24 protein-coding genes are annotated in these 23,421 nt (G+C 34.9%); all 24 read left to right on the top strand.

Annotated elements, in window-relative coordinates; translation table 11 throughout:
• The first annotated feature begins 3 nt into the window (after positions 1-3).
• The 24 genes from lhgO (at position 4) to JOE44_RS22415 (ending at position 23,416) form a co-directional block, all read left to right on the top strand.
• Positions 4-1,194 carry an L-2-hydroxyglutarate oxidase gene (gene lhgO / locus JOE44_RS22300; protein ID WP_209787689.1) on the top strand — a complete coding sequence of 397 codons (1,191 nt, stop codon included), beginning with the start codon at positions 4-6 and terminating at the stop codon, positions 1,192-1,194.
• 35 nt (positions 1,195-1,229) lie between these two features.
• On the top strand, positions 1,230-2,354 hold the full coding sequence (locus tag JOE44_RS22305) for a DegT/DnrJ/EryC1/StrS family aminotransferase (RefSeq protein ID WP_209787692.1): 1,125 nt from the start codon (positions 1,230-1,232) through the stop codon (positions 2,352-2,354).
• Positions 2,355-2,366: 12 nt separating this feature from the next.
• Positions 2,367-2,939, top strand: coding sequence for an acyltransferase (locus JOE44_RS22310; RefSeq protein ID WP_209787693.1), 573 nt, complete (start codon positions 2,367-2,369; stop codon positions 2,937-2,939).
• An 8-nt stretch (positions 2,940-2,947) separates the two neighbouring features.
• On the top strand, positions 2,948-3,961 hold the full coding sequence (locus JOE44_RS22315) for a Gfo/Idh/MocA family oxidoreductase (RefSeq protein WP_209787696.1): 1,014 nt from the start codon (positions 2,948-2,950) through the stop codon (positions 3,959-3,961).
• Between the two features lie 2 nt (positions 3,962-3,963).
• Complete coding sequence (locus JOE44_RS22320; protein ID WP_209787699.1) at positions 3,964-5,070, top strand: DegT/DnrJ/EryC1/StrS family aminotransferase; 1,107 nt, start codon at positions 3,964-3,966, stop codon at positions 5,068-5,070.
• A 31-nt stretch (positions 5,071-5,101) separates the two neighbouring features.
• Positions 5,102-6,058 carry an NAD-dependent epimerase/dehydratase family protein gene (locus tag JOE44_RS22325; RefSeq protein ID WP_209787703.1) on the top strand — a complete coding sequence of 319 codons (957 nt, stop codon included), beginning with the start codon at positions 5,102-5,104 and terminating at the stop codon, positions 6,056-6,058.
• Complete coding sequence (locus tag JOE44_RS22330; RefSeq protein ID WP_245169845.1) at positions 6,048-6,689, top strand: acetyltransferase; 642 nt, start codon at positions 6,048-6,050, stop codon at positions 6,687-6,689. Before JOE44_RS22325 ends, JOE44_RS22330 begins: the two co-directional genes overlap by 11 nt.
• 11 nt (positions 6,690-6,700) lie before the next feature.
• On the top strand, positions 6,701-7,942 hold the full coding sequence (locus tag JOE44_RS22335; RefSeq protein ID WP_209787706.1) for a hypothetical protein: 1,242 nt from the start codon (positions 6,701-6,703) through the stop codon (positions 7,940-7,942).
• Positions 7,935-9,053, top strand: coding sequence for a glycosyltransferase family 4 protein (locus JOE44_RS22340; protein WP_209787709.1), 1,119 nt, complete (start codon positions 7,935-7,937; stop codon positions 9,051-9,053). Before JOE44_RS22335 ends, JOE44_RS22340 begins: the two co-directional genes overlap by 8 nt.
• A 281-nt stretch (positions 9,054-9,334) precedes the next feature.
• Entirely contained in the window at positions 9,335-10,399 is a 1,065-nt protein-coding gene (locus JOE44_RS22345) for an O-antigen polymerase (RefSeq protein ID WP_209787712.1), read from the top strand.
• Positions 10,396-11,526 carry a glycosyltransferase gene (locus JOE44_RS22350; RefSeq protein ID WP_209787715.1) on the top strand — a complete coding sequence of 377 codons (1,131 nt, stop codon included), beginning with the start codon at positions 10,396-10,398 and terminating at the stop codon, positions 11,524-11,526. The genes JOE44_RS22345 and JOE44_RS22350 overlap by 4 nt, the downstream gene beginning before the upstream one ends.
• A complete protein-coding gene (locus JOE44_RS22355) occupies positions 11,510-12,544 on the top strand; it encodes a polysaccharide biosynthesis protein (protein ID WP_209787718.1) in 1,035 nt (344 codons plus the stop codon). The genes JOE44_RS22350 and JOE44_RS22355 overlap by 17 nt, the downstream gene beginning before the upstream one ends.
• A 3-nt stretch (positions 12,545-12,547) precedes the next feature.
• Positions 12,548-12,970, top strand: a complete 423-nt coding sequence (locus JOE44_RS22360) for a WxcM-like domain-containing protein (protein WP_209787721.1) — start codon at positions 12,548-12,550, stop codon at positions 12,968-12,970.
• 2 nt (positions 12,971-12,972) lie between these two features.
• Complete coding sequence (locus JOE44_RS22365) at positions 12,973-14,091, top strand: NAD-dependent epimerase/dehydratase family protein (RefSeq protein ID WP_209787724.1); 1,119 nt, start codon at positions 12,973-12,975, stop codon at positions 14,089-14,091.
• Positions 14,092-14,095: 4 nt separating this feature from the next.
• On the top strand, positions 14,096-15,169 hold the full coding sequence (locus tag JOE44_RS22370; protein ID WP_209787727.1) for an EpsG family protein: 1,074 nt from the start codon (positions 14,096-14,098) through the stop codon (positions 15,167-15,169).
• A gap of 4 nt (positions 15,170-15,173) precedes the next feature.
• Positions 15,174-16,310, top strand: coding sequence for a UDP-N-acetylglucosamine 2-epimerase (non-hydrolyzing) (gene wecB / locus JOE44_RS22375; RefSeq protein WP_209787730.1), 1,137 nt, complete (start codon positions 15,174-15,176; stop codon positions 16,308-16,310).
• Positions 16,307-17,512: a glycosyltransferase family 4 protein gene (locus JOE44_RS22380; RefSeq protein ID WP_209787733.1), complete on the top strand. Its 1,206-nt coding sequence runs from the start codon at positions 16,307-16,309 to the stop codon at positions 17,510-17,512. Before wecB ends, JOE44_RS22380 begins: the two co-directional genes overlap by 4 nt.
• Positions 17,513-17,532: 20 nt before the next feature.
• Positions 17,533-18,141 carry a sugar transferase gene (locus tag JOE44_RS22385; protein WP_209787735.1) on the top strand — a complete coding sequence of 203 codons (609 nt, stop codon included), beginning with the start codon at positions 17,533-17,535 and terminating at the stop codon, positions 18,139-18,141.
• Positions 18,141-18,734 (top strand): acetyltransferase, encoded by a 594-nt coding sequence (locus JOE44_RS22390; protein WP_209787738.1) that lies wholly within the window; start codon positions 18,141-18,143, stop codon positions 18,732-18,734. The genes JOE44_RS22385 and JOE44_RS22390 overlap by 1 nt, the downstream gene beginning before the upstream one ends.
• Before the next feature lie 20 nt (positions 18,735-18,754).
• Positions 18,755-19,891 carry a DegT/DnrJ/EryC1/StrS family aminotransferase gene (locus JOE44_RS22395; RefSeq protein ID WP_209787742.1) on the top strand — a complete coding sequence of 379 codons (1,137 nt, stop codon included), beginning with the start codon at positions 18,755-18,757 and terminating at the stop codon, positions 19,889-19,891.
• A 14-nt stretch (positions 19,892-19,905) separates the two neighbouring features.
• Positions 19,906-20,475 (top strand): sugar transferase, encoded by a 570-nt coding sequence (locus tag JOE44_RS22400; protein ID WP_209787745.1) that lies wholly within the window; start codon positions 19,906-19,908, stop codon positions 20,473-20,475.
• A gap of 15 nt (positions 20,476-20,490) precedes the next feature.
• The gene (gene rfbC, locus JOE44_RS22405) at positions 20,491-21,036 is read left to right on the top strand and encodes a dTDP-4-dehydrorhamnose 3,5-epimerase (protein ID WP_209787748.1); all 546 of its coding nucleotides are present in this window, start codon (positions 20,491-20,493) and stop codon (positions 21,034-21,036) included.
• A gap of 95 nt (positions 21,037-21,131) precedes the next feature.
• Positions 21,132-22,433: a 30S ribosomal protein S12 methylthiotransferase RimO gene (rimO, locus tag JOE44_RS22410; protein WP_209787751.1), complete on the top strand. Its 1,302-nt coding sequence runs from the start codon at positions 21,132-21,134 to the stop codon at positions 22,431-22,433.
• Between the two features lie 395 nt (positions 22,434-22,828).
• Positions 22,829-23,416, top strand: coding sequence for a hypothetical protein (locus tag JOE44_RS22415; RefSeq protein ID WP_209787754.1), 588 nt, complete (start codon positions 22,829-22,831; stop codon positions 23,414-23,416).
• Positions 23,417-23,421 lie beyond the last annotated feature (5 nt).

Consider the following 23,421-nt stretch of genomic DNA (forward strand, 5'->3'; position numbering starts at 1 on the left):
ATAATGAACTATGATATCATAATCATTGGTGCGGGTCTGGTAGGATTGGCTACAGCCTATCAGACTAAATTGAAAAATCCTGATTCTAAGATTCTGATTTTGGAAAAAGAAAACGATGTGGCATTGCACCAATCGGGACATAACAGTGGAGTAATCCATAGCGGGATTTATTATAAACCGGGAAGCCTTAAAGCTAAAAACTGTATTGAAGGGTATAACTCAGTCATCAACTTTGCTGAGAAACATGGCATACGATATGACCTTTGCGGGAAGATCATTGTAGCTACTTCACAGGAAGAATTACCTCTTCTAGATAATATCTATAAAAGAGGAGTTGAAAACGGACTTCAGGATTTAAAATATCTTTCCAGAGAAGAATTCCGTGAAATTGAACCCCACTGTGAAGGCGTAAAAGCAATTAAAGTTCCACAAACCGGAATTATCGACTACCCGGGAATAGCGAAAAAAATAAAAGAACTTTTTGAAGAAGCAGGTGGTGAAGTAAGATTCAAACATGAAGTAAAAAACATTACTGATAAAGGATCTGAAATTATTGTCAGCACTAATATTTCCGAATTTAAGACTAAAAAACTTATTTCCTGTGCAGGATTATATTCTGATAAGATAACCAAAATGACCAATGAAAAAAATGATGTGGTCATTATTCCTTTCAGAGGAGAATATTATAAAATTAAGGATGAAAAAAAGTATTTGGTAAAACACCTTATTTACCCTGTACCTGACCCTAGTTTTCCGTTTCTTGGAGTTCACTTTACCAGAATGATTGATGGTAATATTGAAGCTGGTCCTAATGCAGTGCTGGCTTTTAAAAAAGAAGGATACCATTTTTTCGATTTCAATTTCAATGAAGCTATGCAGACGATGCTGTGGCCGGGATTTAGAAAAATTGTAGCGAAATACGGAAAAACAGGAATGGGAGAAATGCATCGTTCACTTTCCAAATCTGCGTTTACAAAAGCACTTCAAAAACTTTTACCGGAAATACAGGAAAATGACCTTGTGCCGGGAGGTTCAGGGGTAAGAGCCCAGGCTTGCGACAGAAATGGAGGATTAATTGATGATTTTGACATCGTGAAAAACGGAAATATTATCCACGTTAGAAATGCTCCCTCTCCGGCGGCTACATCTTGCCTTTCCATAGGAAATAAAATCAGTGAACTTGTCATAAGTTAAAAACGCACCTCTATACGCACTCAAAAAACTAAAATATGAAAATTCAAATGGTTGATCTTAAAGGTCAATACCTGAAAATAAAAGAAGACATAGATGCTGGTATTCAGGAATGCATAGACAATAGTGCATTTATCAATGGCCCTGCTGTAAAAGAATTTCAGCATGATTTCGAAAAATATCTCGGAGTAAAACATGTTATTCCATGTGCCAATGGAACAGATGCTCTTCAAATTGCCATGATGGCGCTTAATCTGCAGCCCGGCGACGAGATAATCTGCCCTGCTTTCACTTATGTAGCGACTGCGGAAGTTATTGGTCTTTTAGGATTAAAACCTGTAATGGCAGACGTAAACGAAGATACTTTTGATATACAGCCGGAAGATCTTGAAAAATATCTTACACCCAATACCAAAGCGATTGTTCCTGTTCATTTATATGGACAAAGTGCTGATATGGAACAAATTCTTACATTTGCAGAAAAACACAACCTTTTTGTTATAGAAGATAATGCTCAGGCAATCGGCTCTGATTATACGTTTTCAGATGGAACCGTTAAAAAAACTGGAACTATCGGACATATCGGATGCACTTCATTTTTTCCGTCAAAAAATCTGGGATGCTATGGTGATGGAGGAGCTTTGATGACCAATGATGATGAATTAGCTTTCAAAATCAGAATGATTGCCAACCATGGTCAGGAAAAGAAGTACTATCACAAAGTTTTAGGTTGTAACTCAAGATTGGATACCATTCAGGCCGCTGTATTGAAAGTTAAGCTTAAACATTTGGATGAGTATTCAGCTGCAAGAAACAGAATGGCAGACTATTATGATAAAAATCTTACGGGTATAGCTGAAATTCGGACTCCTGAGAGAGCTGGAAATTCTACCCATGTATTTCATCAGTATACCCTTAGAGTGAAGAATGGAAAAAGAGATGGATTACAAAAATATTTGGCAGATAAGAATATCCCAAGTATGATATATTATCCTTTGCCCCTGTATAAACAGGAAGCTTTTTATCAATATGTAGAGGTTGGCTTTAGTCTTCCGGTTACGGAGCAACTATGCAAAGAAGTTATTTCTCTTCCTGTACATACAGAATTTGACCAGGAAGTGCTGGATCATATTATAACAGAAATTAAAAATTATTTTAATTAATATAAAACAGATATGTCGGATTTTTTTGCACACGAAACAGCCGTTATTGACGAAGGATGTCAAATAGGAAACGGAACCAGAATTTGGCACTTTTCACATCTTATGACAGGTTGCATTTTGGGTGAAAAATGCAATATTGGACAGAATGTTGTTATTTCTCCCCAGGTAGTTTTGGGAAAAAATGTAAAAGTCCAGAATAATGTTTCTATCTATGAAGGAGTAACATGTGATGATGATGTCTTTTTAGGACCTTCAATGGTTTTTACCAATGTAATAAATCCAAGAAGTGCTGTAAACAGAAAGAATGAATATCTTAAAACACATGTAGGAAAAGGAGCTTCCATAGGAGCTAATGCAACGATTGTTTGTGGCCATAATATAGGTCAGTATGCTTTTATCGGTGCAGGTGCTGTGGTTACAAAAGAAGTTCTGGATTATGCATTGGTAGTAGGAAATCCTGCCAGACAAATGGGATGGATGAGCGAATTCGGACATAGGCTTCAATTTGACTCAGAAAATATGGCCATTTGTGAAGAAAGTGGAGAAAAATACAAATTAGAAAATAATAAAGTTTCAAAAATTTAAATATGCAAATGGGTGAAAAAATAAAATTTGCAGTAGTGGGCTGCGGGCATATCGGAAAGAGACATGCCGAAATGATCACAAGAAATTCAGAATGTGAGCTTGTAGCTCTTATAGACATAAAGGATAAATCTGCTTTAGGAATTGAAAGCTATGATATTCCTTTCTTTGAGTCATTAGATGAATTTTTGAAATCAGGAATAGAAGTAGATGTTATCAATATCGCTACTCCCAACGGATTCCACTTTGAACAATCTTATAAAGCAATTGATGCCGGAAAGCATATTGTTGTGGAAAAACCAATGACTTTGAATAAGCAGGATGCGGAAAAACTTATTTTTCAGGCCCTGCACAAACACAAACAGGTTTTTGCTGTAATGCAAAACCGTTATTCTCCACCATCTGCCTGGGTAAAAGAGATGGTAGAAAACGGAAAATTAGGTGAAATATACATGGTTCAGCTTAACTGCTACTGGAATCGTGATGACAGATATTATAAGCCGGAATCATGGCATGGAAAGAAAGATCTGGATGGTGGTACATTATTTACTCAGTTTTCTCATTTTATAGATATTATGTACTGGTTGTTCGGTGATATAACAAATATACAGGCAAAATTTGCTGATTTTAACCACCAGACTCTTACCGATTTTGAAGACTCAGGATTTATTAGTTTCGATTTTGTAAACGGTGGGATGGGAGCATTAAACTATTCTACTTCAGTATGGAATCAGAACCTTGAAAGTTCAATGACAATTATCGCAGAGAACGGTGCTATAAAAATTGGAGGCCAATATATGGATAAAGTTGAGGTGTGCAATGTGAAAGATTATATAATGCCAGAATTGCCACCTACAAACCCTGGGAATGATTATGGTGCCTATAAAGGTTCTGCTGCCAATCATCACTATATTATTGAAAATGTAGTAGATGTATTAAAAGGAAGAAATACTATTACAACCAATGCTTTGGAAGGGTTAAAAGTAGTAGATATCATTGAAAGGATTTATCAATTAAAAAACTAATTATGTTGTCAAACTTTGTTCCACTGGCAAGTCCGGATATTAATGAAACAGATATTAACCGTGTTGTGGATGTTTTAAAATCTGGAATGCTGGTGCAGGGAGAGAATGTAGGCTTATTAGAAAACTTTTTCTCTGATTATTTGGGAGCAGAATATGCTTCAGCTCTGAGTAACGGAACTTCTACTTTACATCTTGCATTAATTACATTAGGAATTGGTGCTGGTGATGAAGTCATTATACCTGCATTCAGTTACGTGGCTACAGCCAATGTAGTGGAACTTGTGGGTGCAAAATGTATTTTTGTAGATATTGATGAAAATACATTTAATATGGATGTCAATAAAATAAAGGAAGCTATTACTCCGAATACAAAAGCTATTATCCCGGTTCATGAGTTTGGTTTAGCCTGCGATATAGAAAATGTAATGAATATTGCCAGGGAGCATAATCTGTATGTCATTGAAGATGCTGCATGTGCTTTGGGAGCAACTCAGAATAATAAGAAAGTAGGGACATTTGGTGATTTCGGTTCATTCTCGTTACATCCCCGTAAAAGTATTACCAGCGGTGAGGGAGGAATTCTGACAACGAATAATGCCGGGTATTCTGCGAAGGTAAGAATACTTAGAAATCATGGTATTGAAATGCAGGATGGCAGAATGGAATTTGTAGAAGCAGGATACAACTATAGAATGACAGACTTTCAGGCAGCACTGGCTCACAGCCAGATCCAGAGGCTGGATAATATCCTTACGATGAAACAAACTCTGGCAGATGTGTATTTATCGGAAATTATAAACCCAAAGATCACCTTACCCGTAGTACCTGAAGGAAGAAATCATACATGGCAGACTTTTCATGTCTTAATTGGCGATAGTTTACAGCAAAGTCAGGTACTGGAGTTTTTAAGAAGCAACAAAATTGGGGCAAACTATGGTGCTCAATGTATTCCTGCCATGAAATATTATGTAGACAAATACGATCTGGATTATAAAGAAAAATTCCCGAATGCTTACAGAGCATACTCTAAGGGAATTGCTTTACCATTGTATGAAAAACTTACAGAAGATACAGTCTTCAAAATCTCACAAATAGTCAACAGAATATAACTATATAACGAATCAAAAAAAATTATTTAAAATGATAACTAACAAAACGATTTTTATTACCGGAGGAGCAGGATTTATTGCCAATACTCTGATTAAACATTACATAGAAAATAATAAAATTGTGGTGTATGATAACTTTCACAGAGATACATTAAGCTCAAGTGGGTTAGCAAATCACCAGAATTTGACGGTCATCAAAGGAGATGTTTTAGACTTACCATTTTTAACAGAAAGCATGAAAGGTGCTGATGTTGTTGTTCACGCAGCAGGTATTGCAGGTATTGATACTGTAATCAAAGATCCGGTAAGAACAATGAGCGTAAACATGATAGGAACTGCGAATGCGTTGGAAGCAGCAAAAATAAACGGAATAAAAGACAGATTTGTAGACTTCAGTACTTCTGAAATTTTTGGTAGCCACGCTTTCAAAAGTAGAGAAGAAGACACTGCGGTTGCAGGAAGCGTAGGAGAAGCAAGATGGGTATATGCAGTAAGTAAGCTAGCCGGAGAACATTTGGCTCATGCCTATTACAAGCAGCATAAACTTCCAGTGGTTACTGTAAGACCTTTCAACGTATATGGTCCTGGACAAACCGGGGAAGGTGCTCTACAGATTTTCATTAAGAAAGCCCTTAAAGATGAAGATATCTATATCTACGGAGACGGTACGGCAATCAGAGCCTGGTGCTTTGTTGATGATTTCGTAGACTGTCTGATCAGATGTATTGAAGATCCGAAAGCTATTGGAGAAAGCTTCAACCTGGGTAATCAGAGAACAGTTATTACAACATTAGGACTTGCTGAATCTGTATGCAGAGTACTGAAGAGCAACAGTAAAATCATCTTCAAAGATGCCCTTAGTGCAGACATTGAAATGAGAATCCCAAGTGTAGCAAAATCAAAAGAAATTTTAGGTTTTGAAGCAAAAGTAGATCTGGAAGAAGGTATCCTAAGAACAGCTGAATACTTTAAAACTATTGAAAATTAAAGAAGAAATATTAATATTTCCTTATAGCGGGACTGGCATTGAGGCACTAGACTGTCTGTCTGAAGGACAGTGCTGTATAGGTTTTATTTCTGATAATCCTTCGATGATCGGAATGGAACAGTATGGCATTAAAATCTATAGCAGAGAGGCGTTTCAGGAATTTCCTGAAGCCAAAATCTTGGCTGTCAATGGCAGTCCTGATTCTTATAAAAAAAGAAAACAGATAATTGATGGACTTGAAATAGAGAGTAACAGATTTACAACTCTTATACATCCTAAAGCTGTTATCGGACGGAATGTAAAGGTAGGAAAGAACGTCCTTATTATGGCTGGAGTAGTAGCTACTGCCAATGCAGAGATAGGAAATCATATTTGTATTCTGCCCAATACTGTTGTTCACCATGATTCTAAAATTGGGGATTATACCCTGGTTGCAGCGAATAATACTATTTGTGGAGATGTCATCATCGGAGAGAACTGCTATTTAGGAGCTTCTTCAAATTTCAAAAATGGCGTAAAAGTAGGCAATGGAAGTCTTATAGGTATAGGAAGCAATGTGGTTGGTAATATTGGAGATAATAAAACTGTAATAGGTAATCCTGCAAAAGAATATTTCGAGAAATCAGACTAAATAGAAGATTTATGAAACATAAAATTAAAGCTTTCAAAAATATGCTATTGATGTCTGCTCCGGAATATATTGCCGGATTTTCAGTTTTTGTTATCCTTATTTCTTTTTCCAAGAAGGCATCTCTCGCAGAAATTGGAGAACTTACATTTGCTAATACTGTGGGGCAGTTGGTTTCCAGTGTTTTAGCTGTTGCGTTGTTAACAACAATGCGGCGTGATTTTGTACTGAAAACAAGACTTAGGGATAAGTATGCCATATCTTTATATATCATTAGAATCCTGATTTCATTCTCTATATTTCTTATTTCGTTTGTACTATTGAAACTAGATATTTTCAGTGAAATTGTATTGCTAATGATAGTTTCCCGAGGAATCGATTCTTTGTCTGAAACCTATTATTATACGTTGCTTTCTAAGGAGGAAATTTTAAAATTTTCAATATTAAAAAGCTTACACTATATCAGTCTTATATCTTTTGTAGTTCTTGGAATTTATAAAGGATTTGATCTGCATCAGATCAGCTATATATTTTTATTTAACAGTATAATCTGGTGTTTGGTCAATTTTATTCTTCTTTTTTTTGAAAAAGGAATTGCCAAAAAAATCATTTTTCTTGATACTTATCAGACTGATCTTTTTAAAAGAACATTACCACTGTTAATGAGCAGTACGATATATTTATTATCTGCAAGACTGAATTTATTTATTGTAAAAAAGATATGCAGTCCAGAAGATTTTGGTCTGTTTAGTATAATTATTACTATTCTGGGGATATTTTCTATTTTTACAAGTGCAATCAGTAGCTTTCTGATTAATAAACAGGTAGAATGGTATAAAGTGTCACTTCAAAGGCTAAAAATAAATTCAATAAAACTTGCGGTTCCGTTATTTGCGGCAGGACTTGTTATTTTATTGGTTTCTTATTTTGTCTCAGACTACATCAATTATCTCTTCAAGAATTTTGATATGAACCACTTGTGGTTATTGAAACTATCTTTAATTTCAATTTTGGTTTATTTCATTCAGATCCCTTACAACTATCTATTTACAGTGATGGATAAAAATAAAGTGGCCCTATACTTTTCAGTCTTTATGATCATTGTTGCGGCATTATTATATTATCCGTTTACATTTTATTTTGGTCTTACGGGGTCTGTAATTGCTTTTTTAGGATATAATATACTTTGGTGTGGTAGCTTATTTGGTATTTCTATGTATATTATTAATAAACAAATTTCAAAAGGAAATGAATAACATATTGATTGTTTCTAATACACTTTGTTTTGGAGGGGCAGAAAGTTTTTCTGCACAGTTATTCGAAAATTTGGATCAGCAGTATGATAATCTTCATTATGCTGTTTTTTCCGGCAATATGGATTTACTGGACCGTTTCCCGGCTATTGATAGAAAAAGAATATTTCAGTTTGATGATTCTGATAAGACCAGTACTTTTAAAATGCTTTCAAAGATCTTTAAAGTAAAAAAATACCTTAAAGAACATAATATTGATACAATATACTGTTGCCAGCCTGATTCCGCACTGGTTTTTTGGTTATTGAAAATTTTTTATAAAAGAATTAAAATCATATATATTACCATGCATGTATATGAAAATGCAGATGCCAAAGAAAAACTTATATGGAAAACTAAGCTCCCTAATAGAAATACAGATATTTTTATCGGACTGAGTGAATACTTATCTTTACAGCTAAAGCAAAAAAATAAAGTCGATTCTTCCAAAGTAATAATTAACAGGCTTCCTGTAGATATCGATAAATTTAATGTTTCTGATAAAAAAAACAGAGGACAGTTTAATTTACCTCTCAATAAGAAAATTGTTGGAATATGTTGCAGACTTTACCCCATAAAAAGAGTTGATCTTTTTGTAGAAGCCTTCAGACATATCGAGGACGAAGATACAATAGGTGTCATCTATGGAGAAGGTCCTGAAAAAGAAAAACTGCTTGGTATGATAAAAGATTATAAATTATCAGATAAAGTCTTTTTGAGACCATTTATAGATAATGTTAATGAGGTTATTCCTATGTTTGATCTTTACCTACAGACTGTAGACGGTCCTAATTTAGGATTGGTAACACTTGAGGCTTTCAGTTCGGGAGTTCCGGTTATTATGCTTGCAGATAATGACGAAGAAAGATTTATGATCCTGGATACTTATTGTAATGAAAATGTAGGCGGAATATCTACCACAGATCCTAAAAATATAGCTTTAAAAGTGTTGGAAATATTAAATAATTCCGAAAAGGATGGAATGCCTGCAAGATGTAGAAAACTGGCAGAAGAAAAATATTCATGGCCAGCGTTTCTTTCTATCAATGAGAAAATTCTAAAACAGCTTAGATGACTTTTTTTATAATATTATATATAATATTTCTTACTCTGGTATTTTTCTTTTTTAAGAAGAATCACAGACTTTTTGGGTATGAAAAGTATGATTTTCTTTTACCCATAAATATTATATTGTTTTTTTCAGTATTAGCTACTCCCTATATGTTTTATATAGTGAAACATCCTGATGTTATCTATACTCCTGTTGATACTGATAATTTAGATAACTTACTGTTCAAGTATATTCTTTTGCACATAGGCTGTATTATTTTTTTTATTATAGGTACTGTATCTTTTATGAAAAAAATGTTAAGTTCTTTGATCGGAAAGCTGGATATAATTACAGTGGGGCAAAGTAAGAATTTGTTATTTTTATTAAGTATTATATTTTACTTACTTTCTGTTTATAACTTTAAATCCTTACAGCTTGATAATCTTTTTCAAATTTTTATCAATAGAAATGAAAATATAAGTAAACTGGGATATATCTATTTTACCCAGCAGGTTATCGGGTATTATGTATTATATCTCTATCTTTTAAGAGACCGGTTAAACTTGGTACAAAAGATCAACTTGGGAGCGTTTTTTATTACATTCCTGCTATCTTCTCTGCTTACTGGAGGACGTACTCAGATATTATACATGCTTATATTCTGTTTTATTGTTATACAAATAAAAAGACCAGCATCCATTAAACAATTCTTTAAGCCGAAATATATTTTACTGATAGCACTTTTCTTCGGAGTAATGTACATCATCCCAAAATTCAGAGGAACAGCCGCCTGGAATAATGAAGGATTGGTATCTGTGATGACAACTAAAGACGAAAACTCTTATCAGTCTTATCAGCTGCTTTCTGACATGAGTGGACTGGATAGGTATTTATTTATCATAGATATGTTTGACAGACATGGCTTCTGGTATGGAGAAGGATATGTAGATGTCGTAAAAATTTTACTGCATCCTATTATAAGAAGTGATGTAAGTAAGCTTCCAAAAGGAGATGATGGCCTTTACCTCGCAGTAATGTCGAACGAAAAACGATTTATTGATAAACCTTATCGTGTAGATGATGATTATATGACTTCCTTTCCTGTAGGTAATTATGCAGCCTATATGAACTTTGGAGCAATAGGTTTACTGATTGCTTACTTTTTACTTGGAGGAATTGCCAATACACTCTATCAGGGATGCAAGAAAGGACGATTTAAGTATATTTATTTCTATACGCTCTTTATTTCTGGATCTGTTGCCTTTTCGAATATTGGTTTCCTTAATATTATTATTAACTCTATTACCCTGGTAATTGTATTTGTTATTATCAGAATTTTTAGCCCGGGTAATATAAAATTACAAAGATGAAATTTGTTTTAATGGGAGTAAAATCCTCTCCTAAAAATATAAGTGGTCAGTCTATATGTTTTGATATGCTTTTGGACGAACTGAAAAAGCAAATGATTCCGTTCAAATATATCACCGTAAGTGTAGATACTGACAGTAATTTTCAGAAGATATTGGAATATATTACAGCATGCATCAAGCTGATTTACTTTTATATGATGACAATAGGTAAGTCGAAGATGATCTACATTGCAGTTGCACAATCCAAACTGGGCTTTTACAGGGATTTCGTGTTCGTCTGGATTTCTGCATTATTTGGAAAGAAAATCGTAGCCCATCTGCATGGAGGCAATTTTAAAACGTTCTATCTGGAACAATCTCCTTTCCTTCAAAAGATTATCAAAAAGACATATGGCCAATGTGACTGTATTATTGTTTTGTCCAGAGTGTATATTGACCTTTTTGATTTTGTAGATAATTATAAAGGAAAAGTTAAAGTAGTTCCTAATGGAATTCCTGAATTTGATAATGACGAACCGATAGAGAAAAAATACAATCACAACAAACCCGTGATCTTGTATCTTTCTAATCTTATTGAAAGTAAAGGCTATCTGGATGTTTTACATTCATCCATAATCCTTAAAGAAAAATATAATATTTCTCCACAGGTTTATTTCTGTGGAAACTTTTTAAGTAACTCGGATGATGTGACTTTTGACAGCGTTGAAAAAGCAAAAGATTACTTTCATACTTTTGTGAAAGAAAATAACATGGAAGGCAATGTGGTCTATAAAGGGTTGGTTCAGGGAGAAGTCAAAGATCAGCTTTTAAAGAGCGCAGACTTTTTGATTTTACCTACCAATTACAATGCAGAAGGCCAGCCTATATCCCTGATTGAAGGGTTAAAGAATGGCTGTGTGTTGATTACAACCCAATACAGAGACATTCAGTATATGAATCTGGATAAAGAAACAGGTTTTTTTGTAAATTATAACGATCCCGAAGCTATTGCAGAAACGATCAGTAACGTGAATGAACAAGACTTTAAAAGAATGAGCCTGAATGCTCAGAAACACTTTAAAAACAGCTATTCTTTTATCAGTCATTATAATAATATATTAAAAATTTTCCATGAATATTCAAAATAAAGTATTACTAATTACTGGAGGAACAGGGTCTTTCGGAACAGCGGTTCTTACTAAATTTATCAATACCGAGCATTTTAAAGAGATTCGTATTTTTTCCCGTGATGAGAAGAAACAGGATGATATGAGAAATCATTTTAAAAATGATAAATTGAAGTTTTATATTGGAGATGTAAGAGATTACAGAAGTATTGAACAGGCGATGAGAGGAGTAGACTATGTTTTTCATGCTGCAGCCTTGAAGCAGGTTCCTTCTTGTGAATTTTTCCCTATGCAGGCATTAAAAACCAATGTAGAAGGAACACAGAATGTAATTGATGCCGCTGAAGCAAATCATGTTCAGAAAGTAATTTGTTTGAGTACAGATAAAGCAGCCTATCCTATCAATGCCATGGGTATTTCCAAAGCAATGATGGAAAAAGTAGTAGTAGCAGCCTCCAGAAATCTGAAAAATACAACAGTTTGTCTTACGAGGTACGGAAATGTTATGGCATCCAGAGGTTCTGTGATTCCATTATTTGTTAAACAAATCAAAAATGGTGAACCTATTACGATTACAGATCCAAAGATGACAAGATTTTTAATGTCATTGGAGGAAGCTGTGGAACTTGTTTTATTTGCTTTTGAAAATGGAAATACAGGAGATCTGTTTGTCAATAAAGCACCGGCTGGAACTATCGGTGATCTGGCCCAGGCTCTGAAAGAATTGTTTAAAGCAGAGATTCCGGTAAAAGTAATTGGAACAAGACATGGGGAAAAACTTTATGAAACGCTTTGTACACGGGAGGAGATGCTGAAAGCGGAAGATATGGGAGATTTCTACAGAATTCCTGCAGATAACAGAGATCTTAATTACGATAAATATTTCTCAGAAGGCATGAAAGACATTTCAAAAATAGAAGATTATCATTCTCATAATACGAAGCAGCAAGATGTAGAAGGAATGAAAAAACTTCTTTTGAAGCTTCCTTTGATCAGAAAAGAAGTATTGGGAGAGGATATCATGCAATATCCGGACTAGAAGATGAATAGTCCAAAAATTATTGAAGGCGGAAAATATGCTGATGAAAGAGGAAATTTGTTTGTCAATAATAATTATGATGCTTCTGCAATAAAAAGAATATATTGCATTGAGAATAACAGCATTGACTATATAAGAGGATGGACTGGACATAAAACAGAACAACGCTGGTTTACAGCCATCCAGGGAGCTTTTATTATTAAATTGGTTAAAATTGATCACTGGGGAGAACCCTCAAAAGATCTTCAGATTCTTACTTTTGAATTGAATGCCGGAAAATTGGATGTACTTTATATGCCGGCAGGGTATGCATCCGCAATTCAGGCAAAAGAAAATGGATCGAAACTTTTAGGAATGGTAAACTATTCTTTAGGTGAAATTGATGATGACCATCGTTTCCCTATGGATTATTTTGAAAATATTTAGTGATGAAAAAAATAGGAATAACCGGACAAAACGGTTTTGTAGGATCACATTTGTACAATACACTCGGATTAAAACCTGAGCAGTATCAGAGAATTGAGTTTGACAGATCTTTTTTTGATCAACCGGATCAGCTGGATGCATTTGTAAAACAGTGTGATGTTATTGTACATCTTGCGGCAATGAACCGCCATCCCGATCCTGAAGTGATTTTCAATAACAATATTGAACTCGTAAAGAAATTAATAGATTCTTTGGAACGAACAGGATCAAAGGCTCATGTTATATTTTCATCATCTTCTCAGGAAGAAAGAGATAACCTGTATGGGAAATCGAAAAAAGAAGGAAGAGTACTTTTGGCAGACTGGGCAAAAAGAGCTGGCGGAAAATTTACAGGAATGATTATTCCTAATGTTTTTGGACCTTTTGGAAAGCCAAACTACAACTCTTTCGTTGCTACCTTCTGCTACAAACTTACACATGGCGAAACTCCTGTTATTGATAATGACAGTGAAGTGCAACTAATCTACGTAGGAGAACTTGTACAGGAAATTATCGGACAGATAGAGGCGGCAGATACCAAAGAGCTGTACGAAGCAGAGCATACTTCAGTAAATAAAGTTTCTGAAGTATTGGCAAAACTTGAAAACTATAAACAATTATATTTTGATAATGGTGAGATTCCACAGCTTGTATCAGTTTTTGATCTGAACTTGTTCAATACTTTCCGTTGTTATTTCGATATTAAAAACCATTATCCTGTAAAATTCACACAACATACAGATCCAAGAGGCGCTTTTGTAGAGGTGATCAGACTTGGAATAGGTGGCCAGTGTTCATTCTCTACAACAGTTCCGGGGATTACGAGGGGAGATCATTTCCATACCAGAAAAATTGAACGATTTGCAGTAATAAAAGGAGATGCACTTATCCAGTTGAGAAAAATTGATACTGATGAAATCTTCGATTTTTATTTGAAAGGTGATGAGCCCGCTTACGTAGATATGCCTATCTGGTATACCCATAATATTAAGAATATAGGAAATGAAGATCTTTATACCATTTTTTGGATTAACGAAGCATTCAACCCGGAAGACCCTGATACATATTTCGTAAAAGTATAAATAAATGTATACACCGGCTGCTTTTTCAATTGTATTCTATCTGTTTACATCATTGCTGGTTACAGGAGTTGTGATAGATAGTTATTCAAAAAAACGGTTACTCAATATAGATGGAAATACAGGCTATTTCTATCTTATTCCTTTATTGTTGGTTATCCTTATTGGTTTCAGACCAGTAGGGATAACTGGTTTCACAGATTCAGAAATGTATAGGGAATTCTTTGATATAGCACGTGTAGAAGGAATTTCACCAATGCCGAATAAGGATTTGTTTTTTGGGTATTTTATTTTATTTACCTCATATATTACCAATGAGAGAGGTTTTTTTATTCTATGTGGTTTAGTATCAGTAGCACTGTTGGTGTTGGTATCAAAACATATTTCTAAAAAGCATTGGATATTATTTTTTATCTGTCATACAGCTTCCCTTTATTACTGGAATTATAATGTTTACGGTATCAGACAGGGGATGGCATCTGCAATGTTTTTATATGCAGTTTTTATTAAAAACAAATGGTGGAAATCTTTACTCATGTTACTGGCATTTGGATCTCATTTTTCTTTGGGGCTTCCGGTATTGGTATATATCTTCTCAGGACTGATAAGGAAAGTTGATAGAAAATTCTATTGGATTTGGGGATTGGCAATTCCTGTTTCCTATTTTTTTGGAACTGAAATTGAACATACCGTTTCCAACATAATTCCCGATGAAAGAGCCCAATATTTTATAGAAAATATTGATGAGCAGGTATTCCGTTGGGATTTGATTGCCTACAGTTTGGTTATCATGGTAATCTCTTATTATTTTATATTCATTGAAAAGATAAAAGATGTCACTTATCATCGGATAGTGAACGTCTTTATTTTTACAAATACTATATTTTTATTTTTGGTAAGAGTAAATCACGCTCATAGGTTTGCCTATTTATCCTGGTTTTTAGCTTCATTAATCATTTTTTATCCTTTTTTCCTTAATAAGGATGAAAAATTGAAAAACAAATACAGGTTGTTTTCGCAAACTTTACTCGCGTTTTTTACCTTTGTAGTTCTCCACTTTATAAGAATAACTTTTTTATAACCATATGATGAAATTAAAAGTAATGACAGTCGTGGGCACACGGCCGGAAATCATTAGATTATCAAGAGTGTTATCAGCTTTAGATACTTCTGACGCTGTAGAACACATTGTAGTCCATACAGGACAAAATTACGATTATGAACTTAACCAGATCTTTTTCGACGATTTAGGCTTAAGAAAACCTGACCATTTTCTGGAAGCAGCAGGAAAAACAGCTGCGGAAACAATTGGAAACATTTTGGTTAAAATAGATCCGCTTCTCGAAGAAGTGAAACCGGATGCGTTTTTAGTACTCGGAGATACAAACTCATGTTTATGTGCTATTCCTGCCAAAAAAAGACAAATTCCGATTTTCCACATGGAAGCGGGAAACAGGTGTTTTGATCAAAGAGTTCCCGAAGAAACCAACCGGAAAATTGTAGACCACATTTCTGATATTAATTTGACATACTCTGATATTGCCAGAGAATACCTTTTAAGAGAAGGCCTTCCGGCTGACAGAATTATTAAAACCGGATCCCCAATGTATGAGGTTCTGAATCATTATCTTCCCAGCATTAAAAATTCCGATGTTCTTACAAGATTAAATCTTGAAGAAGGAAAATACTTTGTTGTATCATCACATAGAGAGGAAAATATTAATTCAGATAAAAATTTCAAAGGACTCATCAACAGCCTTAATGCAATTGCAGAAGAATATCAATATCCGATCATTTTTTCTACCCATCCGAGAACAAGAAATATGATTGATAAAATGCAGGTTCAGGTGAGATCTGAAATTCAGTTTCTGAAACCACTTGGTTTCCATGATTATAATGCTCTTCAAATGAGAAGTTATGCAGTACTGTCAGATTCCGGTACCATTTCAGAAGAATCTTCAATCCTTAATTTCAGAGCGCTTAACATCAGAGAAGCGCACGAAAGACCTGAAGCTATGGAAGAAGCTTCTGTAATGATGGTAGGATTATCTCCTGAGAGAATTTTACAGGGATTAGTACAGCTTAGGCAGCAGCAAACAGCAGAAAATAGAAACTACAGGCTTGTGGCTGATTATTCTATGCCCAATGTGTCAGAAAAAATGGTTAGAATTATTTTAAGCTATACCGATTACGTTAACAGAGTAGTCTGGAGTAAATTATGAATATAATGTTTCTTACCTTAGTGAAGATAAATACCTTAAAAGAACGTGGTATTTATCAAGATTTAATGCGGGAATTTTCCCAGCATGGGCATCATCTATACATAGTTTCTCCTGTTGAAAGATGCGAAAATCAAGAAACAAAAGTGAAAAAAGAAGGGAATACTGTTTTCCTGAATGTAAAAACACTTAATATCCAGAAAACGAACTTTATTGAAAAGGGAATTTCTACCCTAACAATAGATAAACTCTTTCTGAGAGCCATCAAAAAACACTTGTCAGGAGTGAAATTTGATCTGGTTATTTATGCAACACCTCCTATTACTTTTACGAACCTTATTAAATATATAAAAAAAAGAGATCAGGCTAAAACATATCTTCTTCTAAAGGATATCTTCCCTCAAAATGCTGTAGATATGCAGCTGATGTCTAAGAAAGGATTATTGTATAACTACTTTAGAAATAAAGAAAAGGAATTATATCTGATTTCCGATAAAATTGGGTGTATGTCTGATGCGAATCTAAAATTTGTGATGGAGCACAATTCTTTTATTCCTAAAGAAAAACTGGAGGTAAATCCAAATGCTATTGAACTCTTACCTTTAAACAGAGAAATCATTTGCCAATATAAAGAAATTCATGCCAGATATGGAATTCCGGAAAATAGGAAAATCTTTATCTATGGCGGAAATTTGGGAAAACCTCAGGGTATTGATTTTGTGATAGAAACCTTAAAAACGAAAGCTGAAGATGACAGATTATTTTTTGTGATAGTGGGGTCAGGAACAGAATTTGGCAGAATGAGGAAATGGTTTGATACTTTCCGCCCTAAAAACGCATTACTTTTATCTGCCATTCCAAAAACTGATTATGACCTGCTGGTACAGTCCTGTGATGTTGGGCTGATCTTCCTGCATAAAGATTTTACCATCCCAAATTATCCATCCCGTTTACTCTCGTATCTTGAGTTTAAATTACCGGTTCTTACTGCTACAGACCCTTGTACAGACATCGGAACAGATGTGGTTAAGAATAATTGTGGCATAGCTGTGGATTCAGCAAATCTTCAGGATATGATAAATGCAATAGATAAATTTGTAGAAATGAATACGAACGATTTTGAAGAAATGAGGGAGAACAGCAGGAAATTCCTGGAAAGAGAATTTCAGGTACAACAATCGTATGATAAAATTATTAACGCTTAAAAAAAAGAGAAAAGAAAAAGATGTATCGTGTTTTTGTAAAAAGAGTTTTTGATTTTATATTAGCCTTAACCGGTTTGCTTATAATAAGCCCTGTCTTTATTGTTTTTTTTATTGCTTTGGCTATCGCAAATGAAGGGAAACCCTTTTTCTTGCAGAGAAGACCAGGGAAAAACGGTAAAATTTTTACCATTATAAAATTCAAAACAATGAATGACAAAACAGACTCTGAAGGTAATCTGTTGTCAGATGCAGAGAGACTTACAGCAGTTGGGTCGTTTGTCCGTAAAACCTCTATAGATGAAATTCCCCAACTGATTAATGTTTTGATAGGAGATATGGCATTAATTGGTCCAAGACCATTGTTGGTACAGTATCTGCCATTATATGATGATTATCAGGCAAGAAGACATGAAGTAAGACCGGGAATTACCGGCTGGGCACAGATTAACGGAAGAAATGCTATTTCTTGGGAAGAAAAGTTTAATTTAGATGTCTGGTATGTGGACCATGTATCGCTTATGCTGGATCTGAAAATAATATTTCTTACTATAAAGAAAGTTTTTATAAGAGAAGGTATTTCAGCAGATGGCCACGTTACCATAGAACCTTTTAAAGGAAAGAAAAAATAATGTATTTATTTGGAGCAAGTGGACATGGAAAGGTAATTGCAGATATTGCTGCTGCTAATGACATAAAAATTAAGGCATTCATAGATCAGGATGCCTCTAAAAAGGAATGCTATGGATTTCCTGTATTGAATCATGTACCGGATGATAAGGAAAAGCTTATTATTTCAATTGGAAATAACCTTACCCGTAAGAAAATCGCAGAACAAATTAAGAATAAGATTGATGTCTTAATACATCCAAAATCAATTATTTCAGGCTCTGTGAAAATAGAAGAGGGAACTGTAATCATGGGTGGCGTTGTCATCAATGCAGATACTACCATTGGAAAGCACTGTATCATCAATACCAATGCATCCGTAGATCATGATTGTGTGATTGAAGACTTTGTCCATATCTCACCCAATTCGGCACTTGCCGGAGGAGTAGAAGTCGGTGAAGGCTCTCAGATTGGGATCGGCGCTTCGGTCATTCAGGGAATCAAAATAGGAAAATGGTGTGTAATAGGTGCCGGAGCAGTTATTATAAACGATATTCCTGATTATTCAGTGGTAGTGGGAAATCCTGGGAGAATTATCAAGAAAAATATTATATAAAAAAGTTACGAATCAAAAATATGAATACTAAAATCTGGCTGTCCTCGCCACATATGGGAGGGAATGAACAAAAATACATCAACGAAGCATTTGAAGAAAACTGGGTAGCTCCGTTGGGACCTAATGTTAATGGATTTGAAAGTGATCTGGAGCAGTTTTTAGGTGGAAGCGCAAAAGTAGCAGCACTTTCTGCAGGTACTGCAGCATTACACCTTGCTCTTATCGAATGTGGAGTTGTACATGGTGATGAGGTAATCTGCCAATCAATGACTTTTTCTGCTTCAGCCAATCCAATTGCGTATTGTGGGGCAATTCCTGTTTTTATCGATAGTGAGCCTGTTACATGGAATATGTGTCCAAAAGCACTAAGAGAAGCCATTGAAGACAGAATCCAAAAAGGAACAAAACCTAAAGCAATCATTGTCGTTCACCTTTACGGTATGCCGGCAAAAATGGACGAAATTACAGCCATCGCTCAGGAATTCCAGATTCCTGTGATAGAAGATGCGGCTGAAGCTCTTGGCTCAACGTATAAAGGACAGGCATGCGGAACATTCGGACGTTTTGGTATTTTAAGTTTTAACGGAAATAAAATTATTACCACTTCAGGAGGTGGAGCTTTGGTTTGTCACACTCAGGAAGATAAAGATAAAACCGTTTTCCTTTCTACACAGGCAAGAGACAATGCACCTCACTATCAGCATTCGCAGATTGGTTTCAATTATAGAATGAGCAATATTGTTGCAGGAATAGGAAGAGGGCAGATGGAAGTGCTTAAGGACAGAGTTGAGGCCCGTAGAGGAATGCACAATTTCTATGTTGACCTTTTCAAGAATATTGAAGGAGTAACAGTATTTTCAGAGTCAGGAGATGATTTTTATTCAAACCATTGGCTGTCTGCAATCATTGTTGATCCTGAAACTACAGGGAAAAACAGAGAAGGTTTGAGATTTGCCTTTTTAGAAGATAATATTGAATCAAGACCACTGTGGAAACCAATGCATTTACAACCGGTTTTTGAAACCTCACCTTATTATGGAGGGAATATTTCAGAAAAGCTTTTTGATAACGGATTATGTCTTCCTTCAGGCTCTAATCTGTCAGATGATGACAGAGAAAGAATCACAAAAGTAGTGCATACTTACTTTGGAATTTAATATCATCGAATTTAATGAATCAGTATACATATTGGAAAGCGGTTTTTGATTTTACCTTAGCGGCAATATTGATCCTCTTTCTTATGCCGGTACTGATCATTTTATTTGTGATTGCAAGTTGGGATACCTCTTCCAATGGAATTTTTTTTCAGACCCGGATAGGGCAGTATGGAAAACCTTTTACCATTTTTAAATTTAAAACAATTCATGAAGAGACGAGAACATGCTCAAAAATCGGGCAGACGCTCAGAAAATTTAAGCTGGATGAATTTCCGCAATTGTTTAATATTTTAAAAGGCGAAATGAGTTTTGTGGGTCCCAGACCGGATATCGAAGGGTATTATGATAAACTTGCCGGAGCAGATAGAAAAGTCTTGGAACTCAAACCCGGGCTTACCTGTGAAGCAAGCATCAAATACAGAGATGAAGAAAATCTTCTGAAAAACCAGAAAGATCCTTTAGCATATAATGATGAAGTATTATTTCCGAACAAAGTAAAAATGAATCTGGACTATTTTGAAAATATGTCTTTTAAAAACGATGCAAAAATTTTGTTTAAAACATTAATAACCACATTGAAATAGAGTTTTTTAACTATTATGAAAATTAAAGAAACCCCGCTTAAAGACTGCTACATCATAAAGCCTACCATATTTGAGGATGAAAGAGGATACTTCTTTGAAAAGTTCAACGAAAAAAAATTCGAGGAACTTACCGGAATGAACGGGCACTTTGTACAGGATAATATTTCCAAATCTTCCTATGGAGTATTAAGAGGATTACATCTTCAGAAAGGAGAACATGCTCAGGCAAAATTAGTTTCTTGTCTTGAAGGAAGCGTTTGGGACGTGGCTGTAGACCTTAGAGAAGACTCGCCTACATTTGGAAAATGGTTCGGAATAGAACTTACTGCTGAAAATAAATTACAGCTTTATGTACCGCGAGGTTTCGGGCACGGGTTTTCTGTGCTGAGTACCCACGCTGTATTTTCTTATAAATGTGATAATTTTTACAACAAAGAATCAGAAGGCAGTGTAAAATTCAATGATCCCGATCTTGATATCGACTGGAAGGTAGATGAAAAAGACGCCATCCTTTCTGAAAAAGACGAGAACGCTCCTGGATTTAAAGAAAAAAACTTTTAAAGCATATCCCTGAAAACCACTTTTATAAAGTGGTTTTACTTTTTTAATCTTAACTCTCCAATATTTTGTATCTTTGCAGACTCAAAATCAAAACGATGCGTACAAAATCTGTAGGGAAGAAGAAAATCAATGTAGTCACTCTTGGATGTTCCAAGAATGTATATGATTCTGAAGTATTAATGAGCCAGCTGAAAGCCAATGGCAAAGAAGTGGTTCACGAAGACCGTGGGGACATTGTGGTCATCAATACCTGCGGATTTATTGATAATGCTAAAGAAGAGTCTATCAATACCATCCTTGATTATGTGGACGCTAAAAACAGAGGCGAGGTTGAAAAAGTATTCGTTACAGGATGTTTATCTGAAAGATATAAACCGGATTTGATTAAAGAAATTCCGGATGTAGATCAGTATTTCGGAACCAGAGACCTTCCAATACTTTTAAAGCACCTTGGAGCAGATTATAAACATGAGCTGGTAGGAGAAAGATTAACAACAACTCCTAAACATTACGCATACCTTAAAATTTCTGAAGGCTGCGACAGACCATGCTCTTTCTGTGCCATCCCATTGATGAGAGGAGGACATATTTCAACGCCTATCGAAAAGCTGGTTTCTGAAGCTCAGAAACTGGCCAAAAAAGGAACAAAAGAATTAATTCTTATCGCTCAGGATCTTACTTACTATGGGTTGGATCTTTATAAAAAAAGAGCATTGGGTGATCTTCTAAAAGAACTGGTAAAAGTAGAAGGAGTAGAATGGATTCGTCTTCACTATGCCTTTCCAAGCGGCTTCCCGGAAGATGTTCTTGATATTATCCGTGAAGAACCTAAAGTATGTAACTATATAGATATTCCTCTTCAGCATATCAATTCAGATTTGCTGAAATCTATGAAAAGAGGAACTACCCATGAAAAAACGGATGCCCTTTTAGGAAAATTCAGAGAGAAAGTTCCTGATATGGCAATCAGAACAACGCTTATTGTTGGATATCCAGGAGAAACACAAGAAAGATTTCAGGAGCTTAAAGATTGGGTAAGAGAGCAAAAGTTTGACAGATTAGGTTGCTTTACTTATTCTCATGAAGAGAATACCACTGCTCATGTTTTGGAAGATGATATCCCACAGGAAGTAAAAGAGGCAAGAGTAGAAGAAATCATGGAGCTTCAGTCTCAGATTTCGTGGGAGAAAAACCAGGAAAAAATCGGTAAAGTATTCAGATGTATTTTTGACCGTAAAGAAGGGAATTATTTTATCGGAAGAACAGAGTATGACTCACCAGATGTGGACAATACAGTTTTGGTTTCTGCCGAAGATACTTATATTTCAATAGGTGAATTTGCAGACGTGAAAATTACCTCTGCCGAAGAATTTGACTTATATGGAGAGTTAGTCTAGCTAAACGCTTATTAATCAAGTAAAAATATCATTTTTAAAATTAAATTATTAACGAAAATTAACATAGAATTTTCTCGGTAATTTATTTTTATTGTATTGATAATCAATTTGTTAATATTTTGTGTAATTAAGAATTTTTAATTTTCTTTTATAATGTATTTAAAATCGAAAATTATGTCTTAAATTTGCGCAAGAAGCAATATTTTTAAAGCGTATGATTTCAGCAAGTTAATCATTGAAATGAAGTTAAAATCAATTGAAATACTTATTTGAATATTTTATTTTTAGTTCAGTGTTCACAAGTTGAGATTTATTAAGCTTTTTGGAAATATTGATGAAAAAATGTAATTAAAAATCTTTAAAAACTTATGAAAAAATTTTTATTAACAGCAATTATGCTTGTTGGCCTTTCGGCCGTTTCTAAGGCTCAACAGGGGCGAGTGGGGATTAACACAACCACACCTGCCGCAACATTAGACGTAGTAGCAAATACTACAGACAATGCAAGACCTGATGCCTTACTAGTCCCTCGTATGACGGCAGCAGAATTATCTTCTAAGGATGACACCAGTGGTACATACGGTGCACCTCAGAATGGAGCAATTGTTTACATTACTTCCGGAACAGGTACAGGTGCAAGAAAAGTTAAAATTACAGGCCCTGGATTCTATTATTTCGATAATTCAGTTCCTGAATGGAAGCCTATAGGTGGCTCAGCTACAGCTATCGGATATACTAACGTTTCACAATCGACTGCTATTAACAAGAATGAATCAATGTTGGTAACTACGAATGTAACTATTGCAGCTCCTGCAATAGCAACTTCAGTTGCCGGAGATAAATTCAGAATTGTTGATGCTACAGGTGGTGCTGGATTTAGTGTTACTGGTGTTCACTCTAGTACAACTACTTCGCCAGCAGTATCAGGTTCGGCATTAGAGTATACTTTCATCAGTGGTGCATGGTATTGCACAAGTTTATAATTTAA

Origin of the sequence: Chryseobacterium sp. PvR013, assembly GCF_017833095.1 — a bacterium.
Classification (GTDB): domain Bacteria; phylum Bacteroidota; class Bacteroidia; order Flavobacteriales; family Weeksellaceae; genus Chryseobacterium; species Chryseobacterium culicis_A.

What these genes read in the sequence shown, in the direction of transcription:
- JOE44_RS22355 (WP_209787718.1), top strand. Translation starts at nt 11,510, where the DNA reads ATGAATATTCAAAATAAAGTATTACTAATTACTGGAGGAACAGGGTCT.
- JOE44_RS22370 (WP_209787727.1), top strand. Translation starts at nt 14,096, where the DNA reads ATGTATACACCGGCTGCTTTTTCAATTGTATTCTATCTGTTTACATCA.
- JOE44_RS22320 (WP_209787699.1), top strand. Translation starts at nt 3,964, where the DNA reads ATGTTGTCAAACTTTGTTCCACTGGCAAGTCCGGATATTAATGAAACA.
- rfbC (WP_209787748.1), top strand. Translation starts at nt 20,491, where the DNA reads ATGAAAATTAAAGAAACCCCGCTTAAAGACTGCTACATCATAAAGCCT.
- JOE44_RS22340 (WP_209787709.1), top strand. Translation starts at nt 7,935, where the DNA reads ATGAATAACATATTGATTGTTTCTAATACACTTTGTTTTGGAGGGGCA.
- lhgO (WP_209787689.1), top strand. Translation starts at nt 4, where the DNA reads ATGAACTATGATATCATAATCATTGGTGCGGGTCTGGTAGGATTGGCT.
- JOE44_RS22335 (WP_209787706.1), top strand. Translation starts at nt 6,701, where the DNA reads ATGAAACATAAAATTAAAGCTTTCAAAAATATGCTATTGATGTCTGCT.
- wecB (WP_209787730.1), top strand. Translation starts at nt 15,174, where the DNA reads ATGATGAAATTAAAAGTAATGACAGTCGTGGGCACACGGCCGGAAATC.
- JOE44_RS22415 (WP_209787754.1), top strand. Translation starts at nt 22,829, where the DNA reads ATGCTTGTTGGCCTTTCGGCCGTTTCTAAGGCTCAACAGGGGCGAGTG.
- JOE44_RS22380 (WP_209787733.1), top strand. Translation starts at nt 16,307, where the DNA reads ATGAATATAATGTTTCTTACCTTAGTGAAGATAAATACCTTAAAAGAA.
- JOE44_RS22385 (WP_209787735.1), top strand. Translation starts at nt 17,533, where the DNA reads ATGTATCGTGTTTTTGTAAAAAGAGTTTTTGATTTTATATTAGCCTTA.
- JOE44_RS22325 (WP_209787703.1), top strand. Translation starts at nt 5,102, where the DNA reads ATGATAACTAACAAAACGATTTTTATTACCGGAGGAGCAGGATTTATT.
- JOE44_RS22305 (WP_209787692.1), top strand. Translation starts at nt 1,230, where the DNA reads ATGAAAATTCAAATGGTTGATCTTAAAGGTCAATACCTGAAAATAAAA.
- JOE44_RS22365 (WP_209787724.1), top strand. Translation starts at nt 12,973, where the DNA reads ATGAAAAAAATAGGAATAACCGGACAAAACGGTTTTGTAGGATCACAT.
- rimO (WP_209787751.1), top strand. Translation starts at nt 21,132, where the DNA reads ATGCGTACAAAATCTGTAGGGAAGAAGAAAATCAATGTAGTCACTCTT.
- JOE44_RS22400 (WP_209787745.1), top strand. Translation starts at nt 19,906, where the DNA reads ATGAATCAGTATACATATTGGAAAGCGGTTTTTGATTTTACCTTAGCG.
- JOE44_RS22345 (WP_209787712.1), top strand. Translation starts at nt 9,335, where the DNA reads ATGAAAAAAATGTTAAGTTCTTTGATCGGAAAGCTGGATATAATTACA.
- JOE44_RS22360 (WP_209787721.1), top strand. Translation starts at nt 12,548, where the DNA reads ATGAATAGTCCAAAAATTATTGAAGGCGGAAAATATGCTGATGAAAGA.
- JOE44_RS22395 (WP_209787742.1), top strand. Translation starts at nt 18,755, where the DNA reads ATGAATACTAAAATCTGGCTGTCCTCGCCACATATGGGAGGGAATGAA.
- JOE44_RS22390 (WP_209787738.1), top strand. Translation starts at nt 18,141, where the DNA reads ATGTATTTATTTGGAGCAAGTGGACATGGAAAGGTAATTGCAGATATT.
- JOE44_RS22315 (WP_209787696.1), top strand. Translation starts at nt 2,948, where the DNA reads ATGGGTGAAAAAATAAAATTTGCAGTAGTGGGCTGCGGGCATATCGGA.
- JOE44_RS22350 (WP_209787715.1), top strand. Translation starts at nt 10,396, where the DNA reads ATGAAATTTGTTTTAATGGGAGTAAAATCCTCTCCTAAAAATATAAGT.
- JOE44_RS22310 (WP_209787693.1), top strand. Translation starts at nt 2,367, where the DNA reads ATGTCGGATTTTTTTGCACACGAAACAGCCGTTATTGACGAAGGATGT.